This window comes from Reyranella humidisoli (assembly GCF_019039055.1).
Classification (GTDB): Bacteria; Pseudomonadota; Alphaproteobacteria; order Reyranellales; family Reyranellaceae; genus Reyranella; species Reyranella humidisoli.
This window is the reverse complement of sequence record NZ_JAHOPB010000003.1, coordinates 230,757-250,392: the sequence shown is the minus strand read 5'-3', so window position 1 is coordinate 250,392 and position 19,636 is coordinate 230,757. Positions and strand designations below refer to the sequence as shown.

The 19,636-nt window shown below is 66.2% G+C and carries 21 protein-coding genes and 2 tRNA genes; 16 read left to right on the top strand and 7 right to left on the bottom strand.

Annotated features, from left to right (window positions below):
* Positions 1 to 60: 60 nt before the first annotated feature.
* The 3 genes from KQ910_RS24745 to KQ910_RS24735 all read right to left on the bottom strand — a co-directional run bounded on the left by KQ910_RS24745 (position 61) and on the right by KQ910_RS24735 (position 2,814).
* Positions 61 to 609, bottom strand: a complete 549-nt coding sequence (locus KQ910_RS24745; RefSeq protein ID WP_216966349.1) for a DUF2497 domain-containing protein — start codon at positions 607 to 609, stop codon at positions 61 to 63.
* The gene (locus tag KQ910_RS24740; protein WP_216966347.1) at positions 606 to 2,069 is read right to left on the bottom strand and encodes a TolC family outer membrane protein; all 1,464 of its coding nucleotides are present in this window, start codon (positions 2,067 to 2,069) and stop codon (positions 606 to 608) included. Before KQ910_RS24740 ends, KQ910_RS24745 begins: the two co-directional genes overlap by 4 nt.
* Before the next feature lie 85 nt (positions 2,070 to 2,154).
* Positions 2,155 to 2,814 carry a protein-L-isoaspartate O-methyltransferase family protein gene (locus KQ910_RS24735; protein ID WP_216966345.1) on the bottom strand — a complete coding sequence of 220 codons (660 nt, stop codon included), beginning with the start codon at positions 2,812 to 2,814 and terminating at the stop codon, positions 2,155 to 2,157.
* A gap of 126 nt (positions 2,815 to 2,940) precedes the next feature.
* Here KQ910_RS24735 and KQ910_RS24730 point away from each other — a divergent pair.
* From KQ910_RS24730 to metC, 8 genes are all read left to right on the top strand, one after another.
* Positions 2,941 to 3,014 (top strand) — tRNA-Cys (locus KQ910_RS24730).
* A 94-nt stretch (positions 3,015 to 3,108) separates the two neighbouring features.
* Positions 3,109 to 3,183 (top strand) — tRNA-Asn (locus KQ910_RS24725).
* 51 nt (positions 3,184 to 3,234) lie between these two features.
* Positions 3,235 to 3,849 carry an NUDIX domain-containing protein gene (locus tag KQ910_RS24720; protein ID WP_216966343.1) on the top strand — a complete coding sequence of 205 codons (615 nt, stop codon included), beginning with the start codon at positions 3,235 to 3,237 and terminating at the stop codon, positions 3,847 to 3,849.
* Positions 3,850 to 3,937: 88 nt separating this feature from the next.
* Positions 3,938 to 4,939 carry a cysteine synthase A gene (locus KQ910_RS24715; RefSeq protein ID WP_216966341.1) on the top strand — a complete coding sequence of 334 codons (1,002 nt, stop codon included), beginning with the start codon at positions 3,938 to 3,940 and terminating at the stop codon, positions 4,937 to 4,939.
* A 10-nt stretch (positions 4,940 to 4,949) separates the two neighbouring features.
* The gene (locus KQ910_RS24710) at positions 4,950 to 5,864 is read left to right on the top strand and encodes a ribokinase (protein ID WP_216966339.1); all 915 of its coding nucleotides are present in this window, start codon (positions 4,950 to 4,952) and stop codon (positions 5,862 to 5,864) included.
* A 9-nt stretch (positions 5,865 to 5,873) separates the two neighbouring features.
* The gene (locus KQ910_RS24705; protein WP_216966337.1) at positions 5,874 to 6,575 is read left to right on the top strand and encodes an alanyl-tRNA editing protein; all 702 of its coding nucleotides are present in this window, start codon (positions 5,874 to 5,876) and stop codon (positions 6,573 to 6,575) included.
* A 144-nt stretch (positions 6,576 to 6,719) separates the two neighbouring features.
* Positions 6,720 to 7,577 (top strand): 3-mercaptopyruvate sulfurtransferase, encoded by an 858-nt coding sequence (gene sseA / locus KQ910_RS24700; RefSeq protein ID WP_216966335.1) that lies wholly within the window; start codon positions 6,720 to 6,722, stop codon positions 7,575 to 7,577.
* A 46-nt stretch (positions 7,578 to 7,623) separates the two neighbouring features.
* Positions 7,624 to 8,820: a cystathionine beta-lyase gene (gene metC / locus KQ910_RS24695; protein WP_216966333.1), complete on the top strand. Its 1,197-nt coding sequence runs from the start codon at positions 7,624 to 7,626 to the stop codon at positions 8,818 to 8,820.
* 57 nt (positions 8,821 to 8,877) lie between these two features.
* Here the strand turns inward: metC and KQ910_RS24690 are convergent, their stop codons facing one another.
* Positions 8,878 to 9,369, bottom strand: a complete 492-nt coding sequence (locus KQ910_RS24690; protein ID WP_216966332.1) for a Fur family transcriptional regulator — start codon at positions 9,367 to 9,369, stop codon at positions 8,878 to 8,880.
* Between the two features lie 92 nt (positions 9,370 to 9,461).
* Between KQ910_RS24690 and hisI the strand changes: the two genes are divergently transcribed.
* From hisI to KQ910_RS24675, 3 genes are read left to right on the top strand one after another with little or no spacing between them, the layout of a single operon-like run.
* Complete coding sequence (hisI, locus tag KQ910_RS24685; protein WP_216966330.1) at positions 9,462 to 9,875, top strand: phosphoribosyl-AMP cyclohydrolase; 414 nt, start codon at positions 9,462 to 9,464, stop codon at positions 9,873 to 9,875.
* Positions 9,872 to 10,348 carry a hypothetical protein gene (locus tag KQ910_RS24680; protein WP_216966328.1) on the top strand — a complete coding sequence of 159 codons (477 nt, stop codon included), beginning with the start codon at positions 9,872 to 9,874 and terminating at the stop codon, positions 10,346 to 10,348. The genes hisI and KQ910_RS24680 overlap by 4 nt, the downstream gene beginning before the upstream one ends.
* 15 nt (positions 10,349 to 10,363) lie before the next feature.
* Positions 10,364 to 11,539 (top strand): MFS transporter, encoded by a 1,176-nt coding sequence (locus tag KQ910_RS24675; protein ID WP_216966325.1) that lies wholly within the window; start codon positions 10,364 to 10,366, stop codon positions 11,537 to 11,539.
* A gap of 15 nt (positions 11,540 to 11,554) precedes the next feature.
* Here KQ910_RS24675 and KQ910_RS24670 read toward each other — a convergent pair whose 3' ends face one another.
* Complete coding sequence (locus KQ910_RS24670; RefSeq protein ID WP_216966323.1) at positions 11,555 to 13,081, bottom strand: M81 family metallopeptidase; 1,527 nt, start codon at positions 13,079 to 13,081, stop codon at positions 11,555 to 11,557.
* Positions 13,082 to 13,162: 81 nt separating this feature from the next.
* Between KQ910_RS24670 and KQ910_RS24665 the strand changes: the two genes are divergently transcribed.
* The 4 genes from KQ910_RS24665 to KQ910_RS24650 all read left to right on the top strand — a co-directional run bounded on the left by KQ910_RS24665 (position 13,163) and on the right by KQ910_RS24650 (position 16,646).
* Complete coding sequence (locus KQ910_RS24665; protein WP_216966321.1) at positions 13,163 to 13,570, top strand: hypothetical protein; 408 nt, start codon at positions 13,163 to 13,165, stop codon at positions 13,568 to 13,570.
* 111 nt (positions 13,571 to 13,681) lie between these two features.
* A complete protein-coding gene (locus KQ910_RS24660; RefSeq protein WP_216966319.1) occupies positions 13,682 to 15,172 on the top strand; it encodes a sensor histidine kinase in 1,491 nt (496 codons plus the stop codon).
* Positions 15,169 to 15,609 (top strand): response regulator, encoded by a 441-nt coding sequence (locus KQ910_RS24655; protein WP_229600963.1) that lies wholly within the window; start codon positions 15,169 to 15,171, stop codon positions 15,607 to 15,609. Before KQ910_RS24660 ends, KQ910_RS24655 begins: the two co-directional genes overlap by 4 nt.
* Before the next feature lie 2 nt (positions 15,610 to 15,611).
* Complete coding sequence (locus KQ910_RS24650) at positions 15,612 to 16,646, top strand: histidine kinase dimerization/phosphoacceptor domain -containing protein (protein ID WP_216966317.1); 1,035 nt, start codon at positions 15,612 to 15,614, stop codon at positions 16,644 to 16,646.
* A gap of 11 nt (positions 16,647 to 16,657) precedes the next feature.
* Here KQ910_RS24650 and KQ910_RS24645 read toward each other — a convergent pair whose 3' ends face one another.
* Both KQ910_RS24645 and KQ910_RS24640 read right to left on the bottom strand, forming a co-directional pair.
* A complete protein-coding gene (locus tag KQ910_RS24645) occupies positions 16,658 to 17,545 on the bottom strand; it encodes an NAD(P)-dependent oxidoreductase (protein WP_216966316.1) in 888 nt (295 codons plus the stop codon).
* Position 17,546: 1 nt separating this feature from the next.
* A complete protein-coding gene (locus KQ910_RS24640; RefSeq protein WP_216966314.1) occupies positions 17,547 to 17,876 on the bottom strand; it encodes a DHCW motif cupin fold protein in 330 nt (109 codons plus the stop codon).
* A 110-nt stretch (positions 17,877 to 17,986) separates the two neighbouring features.
* Here KQ910_RS24640 and mdcA point away from each other — a divergent pair, with 110 nt between their 5' ends.
* On the top strand, positions 17,987 to 19,636 hold the full coding sequence (gene mdcA / locus KQ910_RS24635; RefSeq protein ID WP_216966311.1) for a malonate decarboxylase subunit alpha: 1,650 nt from the start codon (positions 17,987 to 17,989) through the stop codon (positions 19,634 to 19,636).

Genomic DNA, 19,636 nt, shown 5'->3' with positions numbered 1-19,636 from the left:
CTTAAACGAAAAACGCCACGGTTGCGACACCGTGGCGATGATTTGGGGTGGCGCCTGGGGTCAGCGGCGGGTCAGCCGCGCGATCTCGCGTTCGACATAGCGCTCGACCATTGGCGGGAGGTTGGTGTCCAACCAGTCCTTCAGCATCGGGCGCAGCATTTCCTTGACCAGCTCCTCGATGGTCTGCCCGCCGACCGACGGGCCGGGATTGGTCGCCGCTGGAGCCGGCACGCTGTCCTGCACGGCCTGGTTCAGGCGCGCGAAGGCGGAACTGGCGACGCCCGCCACCCCGGCGCCGACCAGGGCATCTGCCTTCGGCGGGGCTGCCAGTTCGGTCGACGGTTGCGGCATCTCCGCTGGATTCGCGGGCTCTACGTTCGACATGGATTTCGGCTCTTCGACGATATCGGTGAGAAGGAGAACGTCCTCGTTCGAGGGGGTACGCGACGGCGACGTCATGGAGGGCGGGACGATCACGGGTGGCACCACGGCCGGCCGCGGGCCCGCACCCTGCGCACGGGCCTCGTCGTCGGAAATGATCTTGCGGATGGACGCCAGGATGTCGTCCATCGACGGCTCTTTGTTTGGGCCGCCCTTGGCGTCGGTCATTTACCGCTGCTCCCGGCAGGGGCGCTCCCCGCGACGCCTGCCGGGGACGTGGACGGCGGGATGATGCCCGTACCCGATTCGCCGCTGCTGCCCCAGCCGATCCAGCGGGAGCCGACGTCCTTGTAGTAGCGCTCCTCGTCGTAATACTCGACCGGCAGGGCAAGCGTGCGCGCGGTGAGACGGCCGATGCCCGAGAGTACGCCGTAGTAGGACACCTGCACGTCGTGGCGTGCCTGGATCAGGTTGACCTGCGAGTTCAGCAGTTCCTGCTCGGCGTTCAACACGTCGAGGGTGGTGCGCGAACCGACCAGCGCTTCCTGGCGCACGCCGTTCAGCGCGACTTCGTTGGCGCGAACCTGCGACTCGAACGACGTCACGCGCGAGCGTGAAGAATCGAGCTGTCTCCAGGCCCGGATGACGTTCTCGGCCACCGCGCGGCGGGCGCTGTCGAGTTCGTTGCGCCGCTGCCCGACAAGCTCACGCGCCGAACGGATACGCGACCATTCGCTGCCGTTCTGGAAGATCGGGATCACCGCCTGAACGCGGACGGCATAGTTGTAATACTTGTCGTTCGGGACCTGCAGGTCGAACTGCTGCTGCAGGGCGCCCACCAGGTTGACCTGCGGCAGCAGATCGCCGACGGCCGAATTCACGCCGTAGTTGGCGGCCGTGATGCGGTGGGCGGCCGTGACGGCGCGGGGGCCGGCATCCATCGCCAGGCCGATGGCTTCCTCTTCCGACGACGGCAGGCCGCCGATCAGCGGGATTTCGCCCAGCCGGCCCGGCTTCTTGCCGATCGTGCGCTGGAAGGCCGCCTCGGCGATGCGGACGTTGGTCTCGGCCTGGACCAGATCGGCCTTGGCCAGTTCGAGGCGCGCCTCGGACTGCGACACGTCGGTGATCGTCAATTCGCCGACCCGGAACCGCTCGCGGGTCGCGTCGAGCTGCTGCACCAGCACGCGCACGTTGTTGCGGCGGGCATCGGCGATACCGATGTTCTGGACGAGGTCGGCGTAGGAAGTTACGGCCGCCAGCAGGACGTTCTGCTCGGTATCTGCGAGCTGGGCGCGCTGCGCCTGGATGTTGGACTGCGCCTGCTTGGTCTCAGCGATCGTCTTGCCGCCGCGGAACAGCGGCTGGACCATCTGCAGAGTCGTGAATCTGCCGTTCAACGCGTAGAAGGTCGGCGCCGTGCGCTGCGAATAGGAATCCTGCTCGACCTTGTTGTACTCGACGTTCAGCGTGACGCGAGGGCGCCAGTTGGCGACCGCCTGCGACAGCGTCTCGTCGGTCTGGCGCAGGATGGCCCGGCTCGCCAGCAAGTCGGGGTTGCTGTTGTAGGTGGTCGCAAGCGCCTCGATCAGGCTCTGTGACCACGCACTCGACGCCCCACCGAGCCCGACCGCCAGGATGCACGCTGCCGCGGCGCGGGCGCGCTTCAAGCTGGGCCGGATACGCATCGTTCTACCCTCATCTGTAGACGGTACCCTAACATCAGGCGGAACAGCATGGGTAGCCCCGAGCATGGCAAATGCCGGATCCGGCTCAGAAGGTGAAACGGGCGGGAGGCGCGAAGCCGGGCAGTGCCGGCGAGCCGGCGTCGAAAAGCGGCCGCCCGGACACGACCCCGCCCTGCTTCACGAACAGATGTGCCACCCCCAGTGCACCGCTCGGGTCGGCGATCACGGTCGCCAACCGGCCGCCCTCGGCCAACTGGTCGGAGATGGCTTTCGGCACTTCACGGACCGCCCCCTCGATCAGGATGACATCGTAGGGCGCATCGGCCGGGGCGCCCTGCTCGGCCTGACCGGCCACCTGTTCGATGCCCGAAAGGCCGAGATCGCTCAGGGTCTGCCGGGCGGCGGCGGCCATCGCGGCGTCGGTCTCGACGGCGGCAACCGACTTGGTCAGGCGCGCGAGGATCGCCGCGCCATAGCCCAGCCCGGCGGCCACGACCATCGCCTTGTCCTCGGCCTGCGGCTGCAGGATCTGGATCAGGCGGGCCAGCACCATCGGTTCCATCATGAAACGGCCATTGCCCAGGGGCACGTCATCGTCGGCATAGGCGACCGAGCGCAGCGCCTCCGGCAGGAAGCGCTCCCGCGGAAGGTCGGCCAGGATCGCCAGCAATCCGGCATTGTTGACCCGGTTGGGCCGGAGCTGGCCTTCCACCATGTTGCGGCGCGCGAGCGCGAAATCCGTCATAGCCTGCCCCCTAGATGTAGCGGTCGCTATATAGGCGGCAGCGGACGACAGCGTCAAAGGTCTCTCCGTCGCGCCCGGCTTGACCGGTCCGTCACACCGTGAGTATAGCACCGCGCGCTTTCGTGCGGCCCGGTAGCAAAGCGGCTATGCAGAGGACTGCAAATCCTTCCAGGCCGGTTCGACTCCGGCCCGGGCCTCCACGAATGCACAAGCGACAGGTCTTGCATGAGCCGACACGCTCTGTCACAAGACCGCGCCTTCGCGGCCGACGTACCGCCGTCGCACCGAGTTTATTCCGGAGTAGCTCAGCGGTAGAGCAGGCGACTGTTAATCGCCTGGCCGTAGGTTCGATTCCTACCTCCGGAGCCAATTGGGGCCGTTCTCGAAAGAGGACGGCCCTTTTTGCTTGTGGAGTGCATCATGCCGTCCGTTCCCCTGTCCGGCGAAAAGGCCGAACTGATCGAGCGCACCGTGGCCTTCCAGGGCTATTTCCGCATCGCGCGCTACCTTTTCCGGCACAGCCTGTACCAGGGAGGCCAGAGCGGCGAGATCAAGCGCGAGGTCTTCGAGCGCGGTCAGGCCGCGGCCGTGCTGCCCTACGATCCGATCCGCGACGAGGTCGTCCTGATCCGGCAGTTCCGTGCCGGCTCCTTCGTCGCCGATCGCCATCCCTGGAGTTGGGAGATCGTCGCCGGCATCATCGAGGAGGGCGAAACGCCTGCGGACGTAGCCCGTCGCGAAGCGGCGGAGGAAGCGTCCCTGCAGATGCTCGATCTCTTTCCCATGCACAGTGTGCTGCTCAGTCCCGGTGCCAGCTCCGAGACCTGCACCAGCTTCGTGGGACGTGTCGATGCGACCGGTGCCGGTGGTATCTTCGGACTGGAATCGGAAAACGAGAACATCCTCGTGAAGGCCATGCCATTCGCCGAAGCGCGCGCCCTGCTCGACCGTGGTGAGATCGACAACGCCGTTGCAGTCATGGGTTTGCAGTGGCTCGCCCTGCATCGCGACGAGATGCGAGACCGCTGGCGGTAGAACGCCAAAGCGCGGGTTGCGTGGCCCCCTGCTCCCTGTCTACCGTCGCGCCCGGGAAGCGCGCAGGGTCAGGCAAGGTGAGCAGTTCATGAACGTCCGTTCGGGTTTCATCGATAGCATCGGCAACACGCCGCTGATCAAGCTGCGCGCAGCCTCCGAGGCAACCGGCTGCAACATCTACGGCAAGGCGGAATTCCTCAATCCGGGCGGCTCCGTAAAGGACCGCGCGGCGCTCGCCATCATCGAAGACGCGGAAAAGAGCGGCAGGCTCAGGCCGGGCGGCGTCATTGTCGAAGGCACGGCCGGCAATACGGGCATCGGCATCGCGCTGGTGGCCAACGCACGCGGCTACCGCTCGGTCATCGTGATGCCGGAGACGCAGAGCCAGGAGAAGAAGGACATGCTGCGCCTGTGCGGCGCCGACCTCCGACTCGTCCCGGCAGCGCCCTATTCCAATCCGAACAACTATGTCCGTTTCTCGGGCAGGCTCGCCGAGGAACTGGCGGCCAAGGAACCGGCCGGCGCGGTCTGGGCCAACCAGTTCGACAACACCGCCAACCGCGACGGTCACTACCGGACGACCGGCCCCGAAATCTGGAACCAGACCGAGGGCAAGGTCGACGGCTTCACCTGCTCCGTCGGCAGCGGCGGCACCCTGGCCGGAATCTCGCGCGCGCTGAAGGAGCGCAATCCCGACGTCAAGATCGCGCTCAGCGATCCGATGGGTTCGGCCCTGTTCAACTGGCACACCAAGGGCGAGCTGAAGGCCGAAGGCAATTCGGTCACCGAGGGCATCGGCCAGGGTCGCGTCACGGCGAACCTCGAAGGCACGCAGATCGACATGGCCTACCAGATCACCGACGAGGAAGCCCTGCCCGTCCTGTTCGACCTGATCGAGCATGAGGGGCTGGTGCTGGGGGGCTCGACCGCCATCAACATCGTGGGCGCCATGCGCCTCGCGCGCGAGCTGGGGCCGGGCAAGACCGTCGTCACCATCCTGTGCGACGGCGGTAGCCGCTACCAGTCGAAGCTCTTCAATCCTGCTTTCTTGCGCGAAAAGAACCTGCCGCTGCCGCGCTGGATGCAGTGAGGCTTCACCGATGAGCAGGGTCGTCGTCTGCGGCAGCCTCAACATGGATGTCGTCGTGCAGAGTGCACGGCTGCCGGAGCGTGGCGAGACGATCGTGGGCGCGGAGGTCTCGTTCCTGCCCGGCGGCAAGGGCCTGAACCAGGCGATCGCCAGTGCACGCCTCGGAGTTCCGACGGCAATGGTCGGCACCGTCGGCAACGACGCTTTCGCCAACAGTCTTCGCGGTTTTCTGGCCGACAATGACGTCGACAGCACGGGCGTAATCGAGGTCGACGGCCCGGCAACAGGCGTCGCGTTGATTCAGGTGGCCGACGGGGACAATTCGATCACCGTCGCCTCGGGCGCCAACATGCATTTCGACGCCTCCATGCTGAATCACGAGCCGCAACGCGACGAAGTTTGGGTCGCCCAGTTCGAGACGCCGGTCGCCGCGACGTGGGAAATCCTCGCCCGCGCCCGCGAGGCCGGCGCGCGTACCGTCCTCAACCTCGCGCCCTTCGTCGAACATCCGGCCGATCTTCTGCAGTCGGTCGATGTTGCCGTCCTGAACGAGATCGAGCTCTCACAGGCGACGGGCACGAGGCTCGATGCGTCGAGTTCGCCGGAGAGCGTCGCCGCCGCCTGCGGCGTCCTGCGCGACCGCGGCGCGCGCGCCGTCATTGCGACGCTGGGCGAGCGCGGCGCCGTCGTCGTAACGGCGACGGGCGTCGATACCATCTCCGCCTTCCCGACCAAGGTCACCGACACGACCGGTGCCGGCGACTGCTTCGTAGGCGCCCTCGCCTCGCAACTGGCGGCCGGCCGCACGCCGACGGAGGCGGCACGCTTCGCGAGCGCCGCCGCCTCTTGCTCCGTCGAAAGACTCGGCGCGGCGCCGGCGATGCCGACCGACCAGGAAGTTGCGGCGCGGCTGGCGAAAGCCTAAATCCCCGTCATGGTCGAAGAACTCTTCAGGCAAGACTCCTACATTCGCGAAGCCGACGCCATCGTGACGGCAGCCGAGGAGCGCGGCGTGCGACTCGATCGCTCGATTTTCTATCCCACCGGCGGTGGACAGCCCGGCGATACCGGCATCCTGCGCTGGGACGGCGGCGAGGCGAAAATCGTCGACACGGTGAAGGCCGATGGCGGCGACGTGCTGCATGTGCTGGCGCCCGATGCGCCGCGGCCCGAGGTCGGCACAAAAGTTCACACCACGCTCGACTGGGAGCGTCGCTACCTGCACATGCGCATGCACACCGCGATGCATGTGATGTCTTCCGTCATCAAGGGAAGCGTCACCGGTGGCCAGGTCGGCGCCGACAAGAGCCGCCTCGACTTCAACCTCGACGGCGAGGTGCCGACCAAGGAGTGGGTTACCGAGGAGGTCAACAAGCTGATCGCGCTCGACCGACCGGTGACGCCGCAATGGATCACCGACGAGGAGCTGACGGCACGGCCTGAGCTGGTGAAGACGATGAGCGTGCGACCGCCGATGGGCGCGGGCCGCGTGCGGCTGCTCTCGATCGAGGGCGTCGACCTGCAGGCCTGCGGCGGCACCCATGTCGCGCGGACCGGCGAGATCGGCCGCATCGAATGCACCAAGATCGAGAACAAGGGAAAGATGAACCGGCGCTTCATCATCGCGCTGGCCTGATCGAAAGAACAAGGATCCTTCGCTTCGCTCAGGATGACACGGTTGGTGGATTTTGCGCGCTGCGCTGATCGAAAAACCGGTGTCATCCCGAGCACAGCGAGGGATCCTTGAGCGACGCCGATAAGAGACGAAGAGGAACACCCGATGGAATACGCAAGGCCCGACGCCCTCGTCAGCACCGAATGGCTGGCCGCCCGCCTCGATGCGCCCGACGTGCGTGTCGTCGACGGCTCCTTCTACCTGCCAGCGCAGAAGCGCGATCCCAAGGCCGAATTCGCGCAGCAGCACATTCCCGGCGCCGTGTTCTTCGACATCGACGAGATCGCGGACACGACGAGCCCACTGCCGCACATGCTGCCGCCGCCCGACAAATTCTCCTCCCGCGTCCGCAGGCTTGGCCTGGGCGACGGCAACAAGATCGTGATCTACGACACCACGCCGATGACCGGCGCCTGCCGCGTCTGGTGGATGTTCCGCGCCATGGGCTACAAGGACGTGGCGATCCTCAACGGCGGCCTGCCCAAGTGGATGAACGAGGGACGGCCCGTCACAGACGATCCGACGCCGCCGCGCGAGCGCCACTTCACGGCCCGCCTCAACAACGCCTTGGTCCGCTCGGTCGACGACGTGTTCGGCCTGATCGACAGCAAGCGCGAGCAGATCGTCGATGCCCGCGCGGCCAACCGCTTTCGCGGTGAGGTTCCCGAACCACGCGCCGGCCTGCGCGGCGGCCACATGCCGGGCGCCTTCAACCTGCCCTACAACGAGCTGCTCGATCCGGCGACCGGCACGGTGCTGCCCGCCGACAAGCTCGCCGCGCGCATCGCCGCCTCCGGCATCGATCCGTCGAAGAAGGTCACGGCGAGCTGCGGCTCCGGCGTCACCGCCTGCGTGATCGCGCTCGGCCTTTATCTCACCGGCGCGCCCGAGGCCGCGGTCTATGACGGCTCCTGGACCGAATGGGGTGGACGCGCCGACACGCCGATCGTGACGGGCCCCTGAGGTCTATCACTGGCCGCCGGCTCGAAGCCTGTGCCATAATTGATTCATGACCTCTAAGAAAACTTATACCCGACCCGACACCGTTTTGGCCGTCTCCGGCCGCGATCCCGACAACAACTTCGGCATCGTCAATCCGCCCGTCTATCACGCGTCGACGATCCTCTCGCCGACGATGGACAAGTTCGAGAACCGAATCCCGTTCGAGGGATACGGCTATGGACGCAACGGCACGCCGACGCAGAAGGCGCTGGAAGACGCCGTCGCCGCCATCGAGGGCGCGCATCGTTCCATCGCCGTGCAGTCGGGGCTGGCCGCCGTCACCGGCGCCATCGTGGGCTTCCTGAAGACCGGCGACCACATGCTGGTGACCGACAATGCCTACGGTCCGGCGCGCCGCTTCGCCAACACCACGCTGAAGGGCTTCGGAGTCGAGACCACCTACTTCGATCCGATGATCGGCGGCGAAGGCCTCGCCAAGCTGATGCGGCCCAACACCAAGGTCGTCTATCTCGAGGCGCCGGGCTCGCAGACCTTCGAGGTACAGGACGTCGACGGCATGGCCGCCGTCGCCAAAAAGGCCGGCGCGGCCGTCATGATCGATAATACCTGGGCGACGCCGCTCTACTTCAAGCCGTTCGACCACGGCTGCGATATCTCCATCCACGCCGGAACCAAGTACATCGTCGGTCACTCCGACGCGATGATGGGCATCATCTCCTGTGCCACGCGCGAGATGTTCGAGATCGCAAAGACGGCCTGCCAGTCGTTCGGCTTCCACGCCGCGCCCGATGACTGCTACCTCGCCCTGCGCGGCCTCCGCACGATGGGCGTGCGCCTGCGCCACCATGAGAAGAGCGGCCTCGAGATCGCCAACTGGCTGAAGACCCGGCCCGAGGTCGACAAGGTGCTGCACCCGGCCCTGCCGGACTGCCCCGGCCACGAGAACTGGAAGAAGCAGTTCAAAGGCTCGTCGGGCCTGTTCTCGTTCACGCTGCGCGACGGCATCAAGCGCCCGGCGGTCGCCGCCATGCTCGACGGCATGGACATCTTCGGCATGGGCGCAAGCTGGGGCGGCTACGAGAGCCTCATGATCCCGGCCCATCCCGACCAGTACCGCACCGCCGTGCCGTGGCCCGAGGGCAAGCAGCTGCTGCGCGTGCATATCGGCCTGGAAGACGTCGAAGACCTGAAGACGGATCTGGCCGAAGGTTTCGAGCGCCTCAACCGGGCGCACAACGCCTGATCCGCTCTCGGCGGGTCACAGCACGCACGACAAACCAACCTCTTGCTGGGGAGGCCGCTAAGCGGCCTTCTGGCACTCGGCGCAGACGCCGGTCACTTCGAGCGTCATCTCGCGCGCGGTGAAGCCGCGGCTCGAGGCGGCGGCGGCGATGGTTGCAGAGACGCCCTCGCCTTCCATCTCCTCGGCATTGCCGCACTCGGCGCAGATCAGGAAGAAGCCGCGATGGGCCTCGCCCGGGTGGCTGCAGCCGACGAAGGCGTTCATGCGCTCGATGCGATGGATCAGCCCGTTCTCGATCAGGAAGTCGAGCGCGCGATAGACGGTCGGCGGTGCCGAGCCGAGATCCTCGTTGCGCAGGCTGTCGAGCAATGCATAGGCGCCGACCGGCTTGTGGCTCGACCAGACGAGTTCGAGCACCCGGCGGCGCAGCGGCGTGAACCTGAGATCCTTGGCCGCGCACAGTTTCTCGGCCGCGGCGATGGCGTCCTCGACGCAATGCTCGTGATCGTGGGCGTGCCCGGCGGGCGCCGCTTTGGCCTGTTTCTTCACGGGGCTCCGATTTGCCAACCGAATACCCGACGATTATACGCGCCGTTCCTTCCGGAGGCCAAGGCTCGCCCCCACCCCGCAGCGGTGCCCCTATGACGACCCAGACGACCTACCAGCAGCCCGAAATCGACGCCGCCCTTGCCGTCATCAAGTTCGACGCGCAGGGCCTCGTGCCCGCGATCGCCCAGCAGCACGACACGGGCGAAATCCTGATGATGGCCTGGATGGATCGCGACGCCGTCGCGGAGACGATGCGCACGGGTCGTGCATGCTACTGGTCGCGCTCGCGCAAGGCGCCCTGGCGCAAGGGCGACACGTCGGGCCACATCCAGACGCTGGTCGAACTGCGGATCGATTGCGACGGCGACACGCTGCTGGCGCTGGTCGACCAGACCGGGGTCGCCTGCCACACCGGCCGCCACAACTGCTTCTTCCGTGCGATCCGCAACGGCGCGCTGGCGGAGATCGCTCCCATCGAGATCGACATGGAGAAGGAAAAGGTTTGAGCCAGTTCTCATCGACGCGCCGTGGTTTCCTGGTCTCGGCGTCTCTCCTGCCGCTCGCCGCCTGTGCCCCGCCGCCCTCGTCTCCCCGGCACACGCTCTCGCCGCGCGGCGACAAGCTGGTCTGGCTCATTCAGACCACCGGCAAGGACAACATGACGGCGCCGGAAGCCTTTGCGCTGATGGACATCACCAACCAGGGCCGCGACATCCCGGTGCGCCAGCTCGCCGACGACGGGCCCGACGGCCGCTACGTCGTGAACCTGGTGAACATCCGCAAGATCCACGAGCTCGTCTTCCAGCGCCGCCAGGGCGACGTGCTGGTGCTGCATTCGGCCGACACGGCCTTCAAGCGTTTGCAGAGCGTGCGCTACGCCCGCAATGGCAAGCCGTCGATCATCACAGACACTGCATTCGCCGAGCGCGATTTCCAGCAGCAGATCGCCTTTTGGTTCGCCCGCATCCCAGGCCGGTAGTATTGTGACAGCGAGATGACAATCGCTGTCTCCTCACCGACCGCCACCGCCCGCCGCACCCTCACCGTCTGCGGCGGCGCCCATGCCCTGCATGACGGCTTCACCGATCTGCTCAATGTGCTCTATCCGCTGCTGCAATCGCAGTTCGGGCTGAGCTACGGCGCCATCGGTGCGCTCAAGACCTGCTACTCCGGGGCCATGGCCACGGGCCAGATCCCATCGGGCCTGCTGGCCGAGCGCTTCGGCGGCGTGCGTATCCTCGCCCTCGGCACGCTGCTGATTGCCGGCGGCTACGCGCTCGCGGGGATGAGCGGCTCGCTTTACGGCGTGATCGCGGGACTTATTCTGGCGGGCCTCGGCGCCAGTACCCAGCATCCGATCGGCTCCAGCCTCGTGGCCGCCGCCTATCACGGCCCCCGCTCGCGCACCGCGCTCGGCACCTACAATTTCACGGGCGACGTCGGGAAGGTCCTGCTGCCGGCCCTCTTCGCGCTGGTTGCCGCGTCCCTCGGCTGGCAGCAGGCACTCGTCGCGATGGCCGCCCTCGCCGTCGTCGGCTCCGGCATCATCCTCGCCTCGCTGAAGCCCATCGTGATGCACGGCAAGGCCGAACCGTCGAAGGCGGTCGCGGGCCAGGATCGGCCGTGGGCCTACTGGCTGCTCTTCTCGATCCACATCGCCGACGACCTGGTGCGCACCGGCTTCCTGATCTTCGTGCCGTTCCTGCTGCGCAACAAGGGCGCCGATCTGCCGACCATCGGCCTCGGCCTGTCGCTGCTCTTCGCGGGCGGCGCGGCCGGCAAGCTGGTGATGGGCTGGGTCGGCCAGAAGCTCGGCGTCGTGCCCTCTGTCCTGCTGACCGAGATCGCGACGACGCTGCTCATCCTCGCGGCCCTGCCGCTGCCGCTCGACTACGCTCTGCTTTTGCTGCCGGCCGTCGGGCTGATGCTCAACGGCACCTCGTCGGTGCTCTACGGCACGATCCCGGAGTTCGTCAGCCCGGAGCGGCGCACCAAGGCTTTTGCGGTCTTCTATACGGGTGGTTCCGTGGCCGGTGCGACGGGCCCGCTGTTGTTCGGCCTGCTGGGTGACGTGATTGGCCTGACGACGGCCCTCGTCGCCGTCGCCTGCGTTGCCCTCACCACGGTACCGATGGTGTGGGCACTGAGGCCCGCTTTCGCGAACGACTGAGCCACCGGGTGGCGGTCAGACGCCCTGCCAGACCGGTCCCATCGGCTTGAGGCGAATCCCCTTGCGCAGGTGCTTGTAGGGCATGTCCACCGGGTCGGTTATGTGTGCGCCGGTCGACTGCACGACCAGGATCGTCTCGGCGATGGGTTGGAAGTCGGCCCGGAAGTGCACCGTCGACTTCAGCCCGAGGATCGGCACCGTCGAGGGTTCGACCCCGACGGCGCGGAACATCTCCTGGTCGGCCGCCTGCACGCGCTTGCAGGCCAGCACGGCCGACACGCCGGAGGCTTCGTCGGTGACGAGAGCCATCGGTCCGATCTGGAACTTGGCGCCCCCGTAGAACGGGCCCGTGCCGGTGAAGACGCCGCTGCCGATTTTCACCACGCGCCAGTCGGCCTCGACCGGTTTCTCGCCGCCATAGCCGACCACCGCGCCGATGCCCCGACGCATGATGTTGCCCTCACCCGTCTCGACCGCGGCCTTCGCCGCGCCCTCGTCGACGATCATGCCGATGACCGCGCCCTTGGCCTTGTGGCGCATCAGGGCCGCCAGCAGACCGACCGTGTCGGAGGTGCCACCGGCGCCGGGATTGTCCTGCACGTCGGCGAGCACGATCGGTCTGCTCGCCTTCTTCGACAGTTCGATGGCGCGCAGCGCGGCCTGGTCGGGGTCGAGCAGTTCGCCGTCGAACGCCTTCTCCTGCGCCTTCACCGTCGCGGCGAGCTTGTCGGCTGCGGCCTCGACCGCTTCCTTGTCGTGGCCGTAGACGACCAGCGCGGGACCGCACTGGGCGATGTCAGCCGGCGGGAAGCCCGGCGTGTGCGTGACGCTCACGATGCCCTGGTTGTGGCTCTTCTCGCCCGCCTCCAGTTCGCCCACGAGGTCGAAGATACCCTTGGCCGGCTCGATGAAGGTGCACTGCCAGACCAGCGGAATAAGAAAGTCGAGCTGGCGGTAGGCGCGATAGACCGGCCGCTTCTCGCGCAGCAGCTTGTCCAGGAGCTCGATGGCGCGCTTGCCCGTCACAGCCATGTCGATGTGGGGATAGGTTCGATACCCGACCAGTGCCGTGGCGAGCTTCGCCATGTCGGGCGTGAGGTTGGCGTGATAGTCGAGGCTCGCCACGACCGGCAACTCGTCGCCGACGATGCCGCGGATGCGCTTCAACAGTTCGCCCTCGCCGTCCTCGGTGTTCTCCGCGACCATCGCGCCATGCAGGTCGAGGTAGATCGCGTCGAACGGCCCGAGCTTGCGCAGGTCCTCGTCGAACAGCGCCCACATCTTCTCGAAGGCATCTTCCGTCACGTAGGAGGCCGGTGCTGCGGCGGCCCAGGCCAGCGGCACAATCTCATGGCCGAGTTCGGCCAGCTTCTTCACCGCGCCGGCGATGGGAATATTGAACCCTTCCACGCCGGGGATCATCTCCGCGCCGCGCAGCAGCGGCGGCCACGCATCGGCGCGAACGAATTCCTCCCAGGTCGCCTGCTGCGGCGCAAAAGTGTTCGTCTCGTGCTGAAAACCACCGACTGCGATACGCGCCATCCCGCCTCTCCCAAATGTCTCTCGTACAGGCGGCAGACCATATCATCGAATTCGACCGCACACGCGCCTGTGAGGCAGCGATTGCGCAACACCGGCGTTGCGACCGGCATGAGCAGTCTGTCCTGGCCATCTTTTCTCAAGAGTTTCCCCAACGGACACCTCGTGGTTGCTGTGGCGGTCGACGTCGGCGCCGACGAAATCGGCAGCCGGCGCCTGCGCGGCCTGCGCGAACTCCTGAACAGAGTCATCGGCGGCGTGGCATTGAACGGCGCCTTCGCCCTGACGGTGTCGCGCGTCGCCGGCTTCCCCGAGATCCTCTGTGCCTTCGAGACCGAAACCGACGCGGCAGCCTTCGCCACACTTGCGCAGACCGAACCAACGGACGGCTTCCCCGGTTTCGCCACACAACGCGTCTTCCATCTCGATGCCCCGATGGAAGCCGATCTGCGGGCGGGATTACTGAGCGACGGTGATATCGACCAGCGCTGACCGCCCGCGACGAGCGATGCACATGGACTGAAACCACTCTTTTCGTATTATTGCATCGATACCTGAACGCCCGCGCGCGTCCACACCGTCCCTGCGAGTTTCGTTCAGTCCATGCCCCTGTTCAGTTCAGCATTCGCACGCCGCACGATCGCCTTCCTTGCTGCGGGCGTGCTCGCCCTGCTGGCGATCGTGGCTGCTTCCGGATGGCTCTCTGTGCGTACGGCGCAGCATGCCGAAACGGCTGTCGTCGAGCGGCAGATCCGTTCACTTGCGACGAGCCTGCTGGCGGCCACGCTGGACGCCGAGACGGGTCAGCGCGGTTTCCTGCTGACGGGAGAGCCGCGCTATCTCGGTCCCTTCGAACGCGCGCAGCCTCGATTGCGCAGCGACATCGCCTCGTTGCGTACGCTGCTGGCCAACGACGCCCGGCAGCTGGCCGTCCTCAACGATATCGCGGGCGTCCTCGACCAGAAAATGGCCGAGCTGAACCAAACCATCGAAATGGCCAAGAACGGGCGCCGCGACGCTGCCATGGAAATCGTGCTTTCAGATCGCGGTCGCCTGCTGATGGAGCGTGCGCGGGTGCAGCTTGGCCTTCTCAATGCCAATGCCGAGGGCCGCGTAACGCTGCGGCTGCAGGAGGTGAACGACGGCGCCGAATTGCTGACCTGGGTGACCGCGGCCGGCAGCTTACTGATCCTGCTCTTCGCCGCCGGCGCCTCGTGGACGGTCGTGCAGTACACGCGTGAGCTGATGGCCGCCCGCGTCGAACTCCAGGGCGTGAATGCCAATCTCGAAGAGCGGGTGGTCGAGCGCACCGAGGCGTTGACTCGTGCCAACGAGGAAATCCAGCGCTTCGCCTACATTGTCAGCCACGACCTGCGGTCGCCGCTGGTGAACATCATGGGATTCACCAGCGAACTGGAGGCCGCCATGAAGACCGTCGGCCCCTACGTGGCCGGCGATGCCAGCCTGACCGCCAAAGCGAAACTGGCCACGGATGAGGACATTCCCGAGGCACTCCGGTTCATTCGCGCCTCCACCAGCAAGATGGACGGGCTGATCAACGCCATCCTCAAACTGTCCCGGGAGGGCCGGCGCGAACTGCACGCCGAATCGATCAATCTGGTCAGCTTGTTCGAGAACGCCGCCGCCAGTGTTCGACATCAAACGGAAGAAGTCGGCGCGGAAATCTCCGTACCGTCCACTGCCCCCGCACTGGTGACCGACCGGCTGGCCCTTGAGCAGGTTGTCGGCAATGTCGTCGACAATGCCGTGAAGTATCTGGCGCGCGATCGCCCGGGACGAATCATCATCACGGCCGGCGAAACGGCGCGGCGCGTGCACATAGACATCACCGACAACGGCCGTGGCATCGCCCAGCAGGACCACGAGCGCATCTTCGAACTGTTCCGGCGGGCCGGCGCACAGGACCGTCCCGGCGAGGGCATCGGGCTTGCGCATGTCCGCGCCCTCGTGCGACGGCTGGGCGGCGACATCACCGTGCAGTCCGAACTTGGTCGAGGCACAACCTTTCGGATAGATTTGCCTCGGCGGCTGAGGCTCAACGACAACTCGAGACAAGGCAGAGGCGGCGAATGAACGCGAAGCCCGTTTCCATCGTCATGGTCGAAGACGACGAAGGCCATGCAAGACTGATCGAGCGCAACATCCGTCGCGCCGGAGTCAACAACGAGATCGTCGCCTTCAGGGACGGCACGTCCGCGCTCACCTATCTGCTGGGCGCCGACGGCAGCGGCGAGGAAAGCAGCGCGCGCTCGCTGCTGATCCTGCTGGACCTCAACCTCCCCGACATGACGGGCGTCGACATCCTGGCGAAGGTCAAGTCGAACCCGCACCTCAAGCGTTCGCCTGTCATCGTGCTCACGACGACCGATGACCAGCGCGAGATCAAGCGCTGCTACGATCTCGGCGCCAACGTCTATATCACCAAGCCGGTGAACTACGAGAGCTTCGCCAATGCCATCCAGCAACTCGGTCTCTTCCTGTCCGTGATGCAGGTTCCGGCAACCGAGTGACGATGGAGCAGGTCCGGGTCCTCTACATCGACGACGATGCGGGTATCGGCCGGCTGGTGGAGCGCGCGCTGGCGCCGCACGGAATCTCGATCCATCACGTCGGCTCGGGCGAGGAAGGGCTGAAGCTTCTCGAAGCCGAGAAATTCGACGCCATCGCACTCGATCACAACCTGACCAACGAAACCGGCCTCGACGTGCTGGCCCGGATCCAGCGCGTCACGGTCGACTTGCCGGTGGTCTATGTCACGGGTTCGGAAGACGCACGTGTCGCGGTCGCGGCCCTCAAGGCCGGCGCCGCCGACTATGTCTGGAAGGACGTTCAGGGACACTTCCGCGAGCTTCTGGGCGCGGCGATCCGGTCGGCCCTGCAGCAGCAGCGGATGAAGGCCGAGGCGGAGGAAGCGCAGCGCACCATCCGCGAGGAACGCGACCGCGCCGAGCTGCTGCTGCACGAAGTCAATCATCGTGTCGCCAACTCGCTGGCGCTGGTCGCTTCTCTCGCCCGCCTTCAGGCCAACGCAGTGCAAGACGAAGCCGCCCGCAGCGCGCTGCAGGAAATGCAGGCGCGCATCATGGCGGTCGCCGGCATCCACCGCCGCCTCTATACCTCGTCGGACGTGCGCATCGTCGAGCTGGGTTCCTATCTGATGAGCCTGGTCGACGAGTTGAGCGCGGCCATCGACGCCGCCGACAAGAAGAACGTCGTGGCCCTGCATGCCGACGCCGACATCCGCGTCCCCACCGACAAGGCGGTGTCGATCGGCGTCATCGTCACCGAACTGCTGACCAATGCCTACAAGTACGCCTACCCCGCCGGCATGCGCGGCGAGATCCGCGTCATCCTGCAGAAGGTCGGCGAGGACACTGTGTCGCTTGCGGTCGAGGACGACGGCGTGGGCTGGAAGGGCACCGGCACGACGCAGGGCACGGGCCTGGGCACGCGCGTCGTCACGGCGATGGCGGCCAATCTCCAGTCCAAGGTCGAATACGACACGGGCGTCGAGGGTACGCGGGCCAGCTTTCGTTTTCGGATCTGACCCCTCCCGATCTACGCCTTGCCGGTCGCATCCTCGATGGCCTTGAGCAGGACGGGCCAGTATTCCTCGCCATGTCCCAGTTCGACGGCGCGCTCCATCACCTCGCGGGCAACGTCGGCGCCGAGCGCCGGAATCTTCGCCTGTTCCGCCATGTCGATGGCGTAGCTCAGGTCCTTCAGCGCGTATTTCGTCGAGAAGGCCCTTTCGGGAAATACCGCCGGCAGCAGCGCCTTCATGCCGTGATTGCGCAACGCGAAGGAATCCGCCGAGCCCTTGGTAAGGGTCTCGAACAGGACCTTGCCGTCCACGCCGTTTGCGCGCGCGATCGAAAGGCCCTCGGCCAGCGCCACCACCGTCTGGAACAGGATCATGTTGTTCAGGATCTTGACGGTCTGCCCGGCGCCGACTTCGCCGCAATGCGTGACCTCGCTCGCCATGTGGCGCAGCAGAGGCTCGATCCGTTCGAAGGTGGGCGTCGTGGCCCCCACCATGATGGAGAGCGTCCCATCGATCGCGGCCTGTCGCGTCCGCGCGACCGGCGCATCGGCGAAGGCCGAGGCTTTGCCCTGGAACTCCTCGTAGAGCCGGCGAGCCAGCACTGGCGGTGCGGTGCTGAGATCGATCACGGTCCAGCCGAGCTTGGCTTTCGAGATGAGGCCGTTGGGTCCCATGCAGACCTGCTCGACTTCCTTGCCGCCCGGCAGGGAGAGGAAAATCGTGCGGCAGGTATCGCCGATCTCCTCGACCGAGGCCGCCTTCACGCCGTCGGCGGCAAGCCGCTTCAGGGGCGCCTCGTCGCGATCGGCAGCCAGGACGGTCATGCCGCTCTTGCGCGCGAGGTTGCGGCACATGGGTTCGCCCATCGTACCGACGCCGATAAATCCGATCAGGTCCGTCATGTCAGTCCACTATGAAGAGTTTGGCGCCCGCTTCCGTGCGCGAGCGATGGCCGAGCGTGTTGTCGGCGACCTGGTAGCTCTGGCCCTGCTTCAGCTCCACCGTGGTGCCGTCGGCCAGTTCCGTCGAAAGCGCGCCCTCGAGCACCAGGAGGATATGCCCCTTCTGGCACCAGTGATCGGCGAGGTAGCCTGGCGTGTATTCGACCATCCGCACACGGATGTTGTTGAACGTCCGGGTCCGCCAGAAAGCCTTGCCGGTCTCGCCCGGATGCTCGGTGCGCTCGACGCTGTCCCAGTCGGTCGTGCCGAAGGGTATCTCAAACATCAACATACTTCGCTCTACCACGCTTCCTTTGAATGCAAAAACCGTCCGCCGCAGTATCGACCCAGATGCTGGGTCCGGGCATTGACCGACAGCAACGGATAGACGAAAAAGATAACATGATCACTGCAAAATCGGCGTCGCGCCGCCAGAACAAGGCCCAGCGGATCGAGCGCGTCGGCAAGCTGGCCCGCGGCAAGTTCGTGAGCCCCGACAAGGTGCCCGAAATCCTCCGGCGCATCATCGAGCCCGGCGACATCCTCTGCCTCGAAGGCGACAACCAGAAGCAGGCGGATTTCCTCGCCAACCAGCTCGCAACGCTGGAAAAGAAGGACCTGCGCGACATCCATCTCGTGATGTCCTGCATCACGCTGCCGGCCCATATCGAGCTCTTCAAGAAGGGCATGATCAAGCAGGTCGACTTCTGCTACGCCGGCCCGCAGGGAGGCGCCGTCGCCGACCTCGTCAAGGCGAAGAAATTCCCCGTCGGCGCCATCCATACCTACAACGAACTCTACGCGCGCTATTACATCGACCTCACGCCGCGGGTCGCGCTGATCGCCGCCGCGCAGGCCGACCGCAAGGGCAACCTGTTCCTCGCGGCCAACACCGAAGAGACGCCCGCGATCGTCGAGCCGACGGCCTTCTCCGACGGCATCGTCTTCGCCCAGGTCAACGAGATCGTCGACAAGCTGCCCCGCATCGACATCCCGGCTGACCAGGTCGATCTCGTGGTCGAAGCCCCCTACCCGATGCACCTGCAGGCGCTGTTCACGCGCGATCCCGCCGCCATCACCGACGTGCAGGTGCTGATGGCCATGGTCGCGCTGCGCGGCATCTACGAGAAATACGAGGTGCAGTCGCTGAACCACGGCGTCGGCTTCAACACCGCGGCGATCGAGCTGCTGCTGCCGACCTACGGCGAGCGGCTCGGTCTCAAGGGCAAGATCTGCAAGTACTGGATGGTCAACCCCCTGCCGACCATGATCCCCGCGATCGAGTCCGGCTGGGTCGAGAGCGTCTTCGCCGTCGGCGGCGAGGTCGGCATGGAGCGCTACACCGCCGCTCGCTCGGACGTGTTCTTCACGGGCCGCGACGGTAGCTTCCATTCCAATCGCGCCATGGGCCAGCTCGCCGGCCATTACGCACTCGACATGTTCATCGGCGCGTCGCTGCAGATCGACATCAACGGCAACTCCTCGACGGTTTCCAAGAACCGCATCACGGGCTTCGGAGGCGCGCCCAACATGGGTTGCCAGCCGACAGGCCGCCGCCATCCGACGAAGGCGTGGCTCAAGGCCGGCGCGGAAGCCAACCCCGGCCCCGGCTCGCCGCCCGGCCGCAAGCTCGTGGTCCAGATGGTCGAGACGTTCCAGGCCGGCCGCGTGCCGACCTTCGTCGAGGAACTCGACGCGACGGACCCGAGCATCCGCAAGGCACTGCATGGTGTTACGCCGGTGATGATCTACGGCGACGACGTCACCCATGTCGTTACCGAGGAAGGCATCGCGAACCTCGCGGCCTGCCGCTCCATCGCCGAGCGCCAGGCGGCGATTCGCGCGGTTGCCGGCTACACGCCGGTCGGCCTGAAGCGCAAGAAGCGCGAGACCGAGGACCTTCGGGCCCGCGGCATCGTCCAGTTGCCCGAGGATGTCGGCGTGCGCCCTTCCGAGGCGAGCCGCAGCCTTCTGGCCGCGCAGGACATCAAGGGCCTCGTCCGCTGGTCCAACGGCCTCTACGACCCGCCCTCGCAATTCGTCGACTGGTAG

What these genes read in the sequence shown, in the direction of transcription:
- KQ910_RS24720 (WP_216966343.1), top strand. Translation starts at nt 3,235, where the DNA reads ATGCCGTCCGTTCCCCTGTCCGGCGAAAAGGCCGAACTGATCGAGCGC.
- KQ910_RS24745 (WP_216966349.1), bottom strand. Translation starts at nt 609, where the DNA reads ATGACCGACGCCAAGGGCGGCCCAAACAAAGAGCCGTCGATGGACGAC.
- KQ910_RS24740 (WP_216966347.1), bottom strand. Translation starts at nt 2,069, where the DNA reads ATGCGTATCCGGCCCAGCTTGAAGCGCGCCCGCGCCGCGGCAGCGTGC.
- KQ910_RS24645 (WP_216966316.1), bottom strand. Translation starts at nt 17,545, where the DNA reads ATGACGGACCTGATCGGATTTATCGGCGTCGGTACGATGGGCGAACCC.
- KQ910_RS24660 (WP_216966319.1), top strand. Translation starts at nt 13,682, where the DNA reads ATGCCCCTGTTCAGTTCAGCATTCGCACGCCGCACGATCGCCTTCCTT.
- KQ910_RS24710 (WP_216966339.1), top strand. Translation starts at nt 4,950, where the DNA reads ATGAGCAGGGTCGTCGTCTGCGGCAGCCTCAACATGGATGTCGTCGTG.
- metC (WP_216966333.1), top strand. Translation starts at nt 7,624, where the DNA reads ATGACCTCTAAGAAAACTTATACCCGACCCGACACCGTTTTGGCCGTC.
- KQ910_RS24715 (WP_216966341.1), top strand. Translation starts at nt 3,938, where the DNA reads ATGAACGTCCGTTCGGGTTTCATCGATAGCATCGGCAACACGCCGCTG.
- hisI (WP_216966330.1), top strand. Translation starts at nt 9,462, where the DNA reads ATGACGACCCAGACGACCTACCAGCAGCCCGAAATCGACGCCGCCCTT.
- mdcA (WP_216966311.1), top strand. Translation starts at nt 17,987, where the DNA reads ATGATCACTGCAAAATCGGCGTCGCGCCGCCAGAACAAGGCCCAGCGG.
- KQ910_RS24670 (WP_216966323.1), bottom strand. Translation starts at nt 13,081, where the DNA reads ATGGCGCGTATCGCAGTCGGTGGTTTTCAGCACGAGACGAACACTTTT.
- KQ910_RS24735 (WP_216966345.1), bottom strand. Translation starts at nt 2,814, where the DNA reads ATGACGGATTTCGCGCTCGCGCGCCGCAACATGGTGGAAGGCCAGCTC.
- KQ910_RS24650 (WP_216966317.1), top strand. Translation starts at nt 15,612, where the DNA reads ATGGAGCAGGTCCGGGTCCTCTACATCGACGACGATGCGGGTATCGGC.
- KQ910_RS24655 (WP_229600963.1), top strand. Translation starts at nt 15,169, where the DNA reads ATGAACGCGAAGCCCGTTTCCATCGTCATGGTCGAAGACGACGAAGGC.
- KQ910_RS24640 (WP_216966314.1), bottom strand. Translation starts at nt 17,876, where the DNA reads ATGTTGATGTTTGAGATACCCTTCGGCACGACCGACTGGGACAGCGTC.
- sseA (WP_216966335.1), top strand. Translation starts at nt 6,720, where the DNA reads ATGGAATACGCAAGGCCCGACGCCCTCGTCAGCACCGAATGGCTGGCC.
- KQ910_RS24675 (WP_216966325.1), top strand. Translation starts at nt 10,364, where the DNA reads ATGACAATCGCTGTCTCCTCACCGACCGCCACCGCCCGCCGCACCCTC.
- KQ910_RS24705 (WP_216966337.1), top strand. Translation starts at nt 5,874, where the DNA reads ATGGTCGAAGAACTCTTCAGGCAAGACTCCTACATTCGCGAAGCCGAC.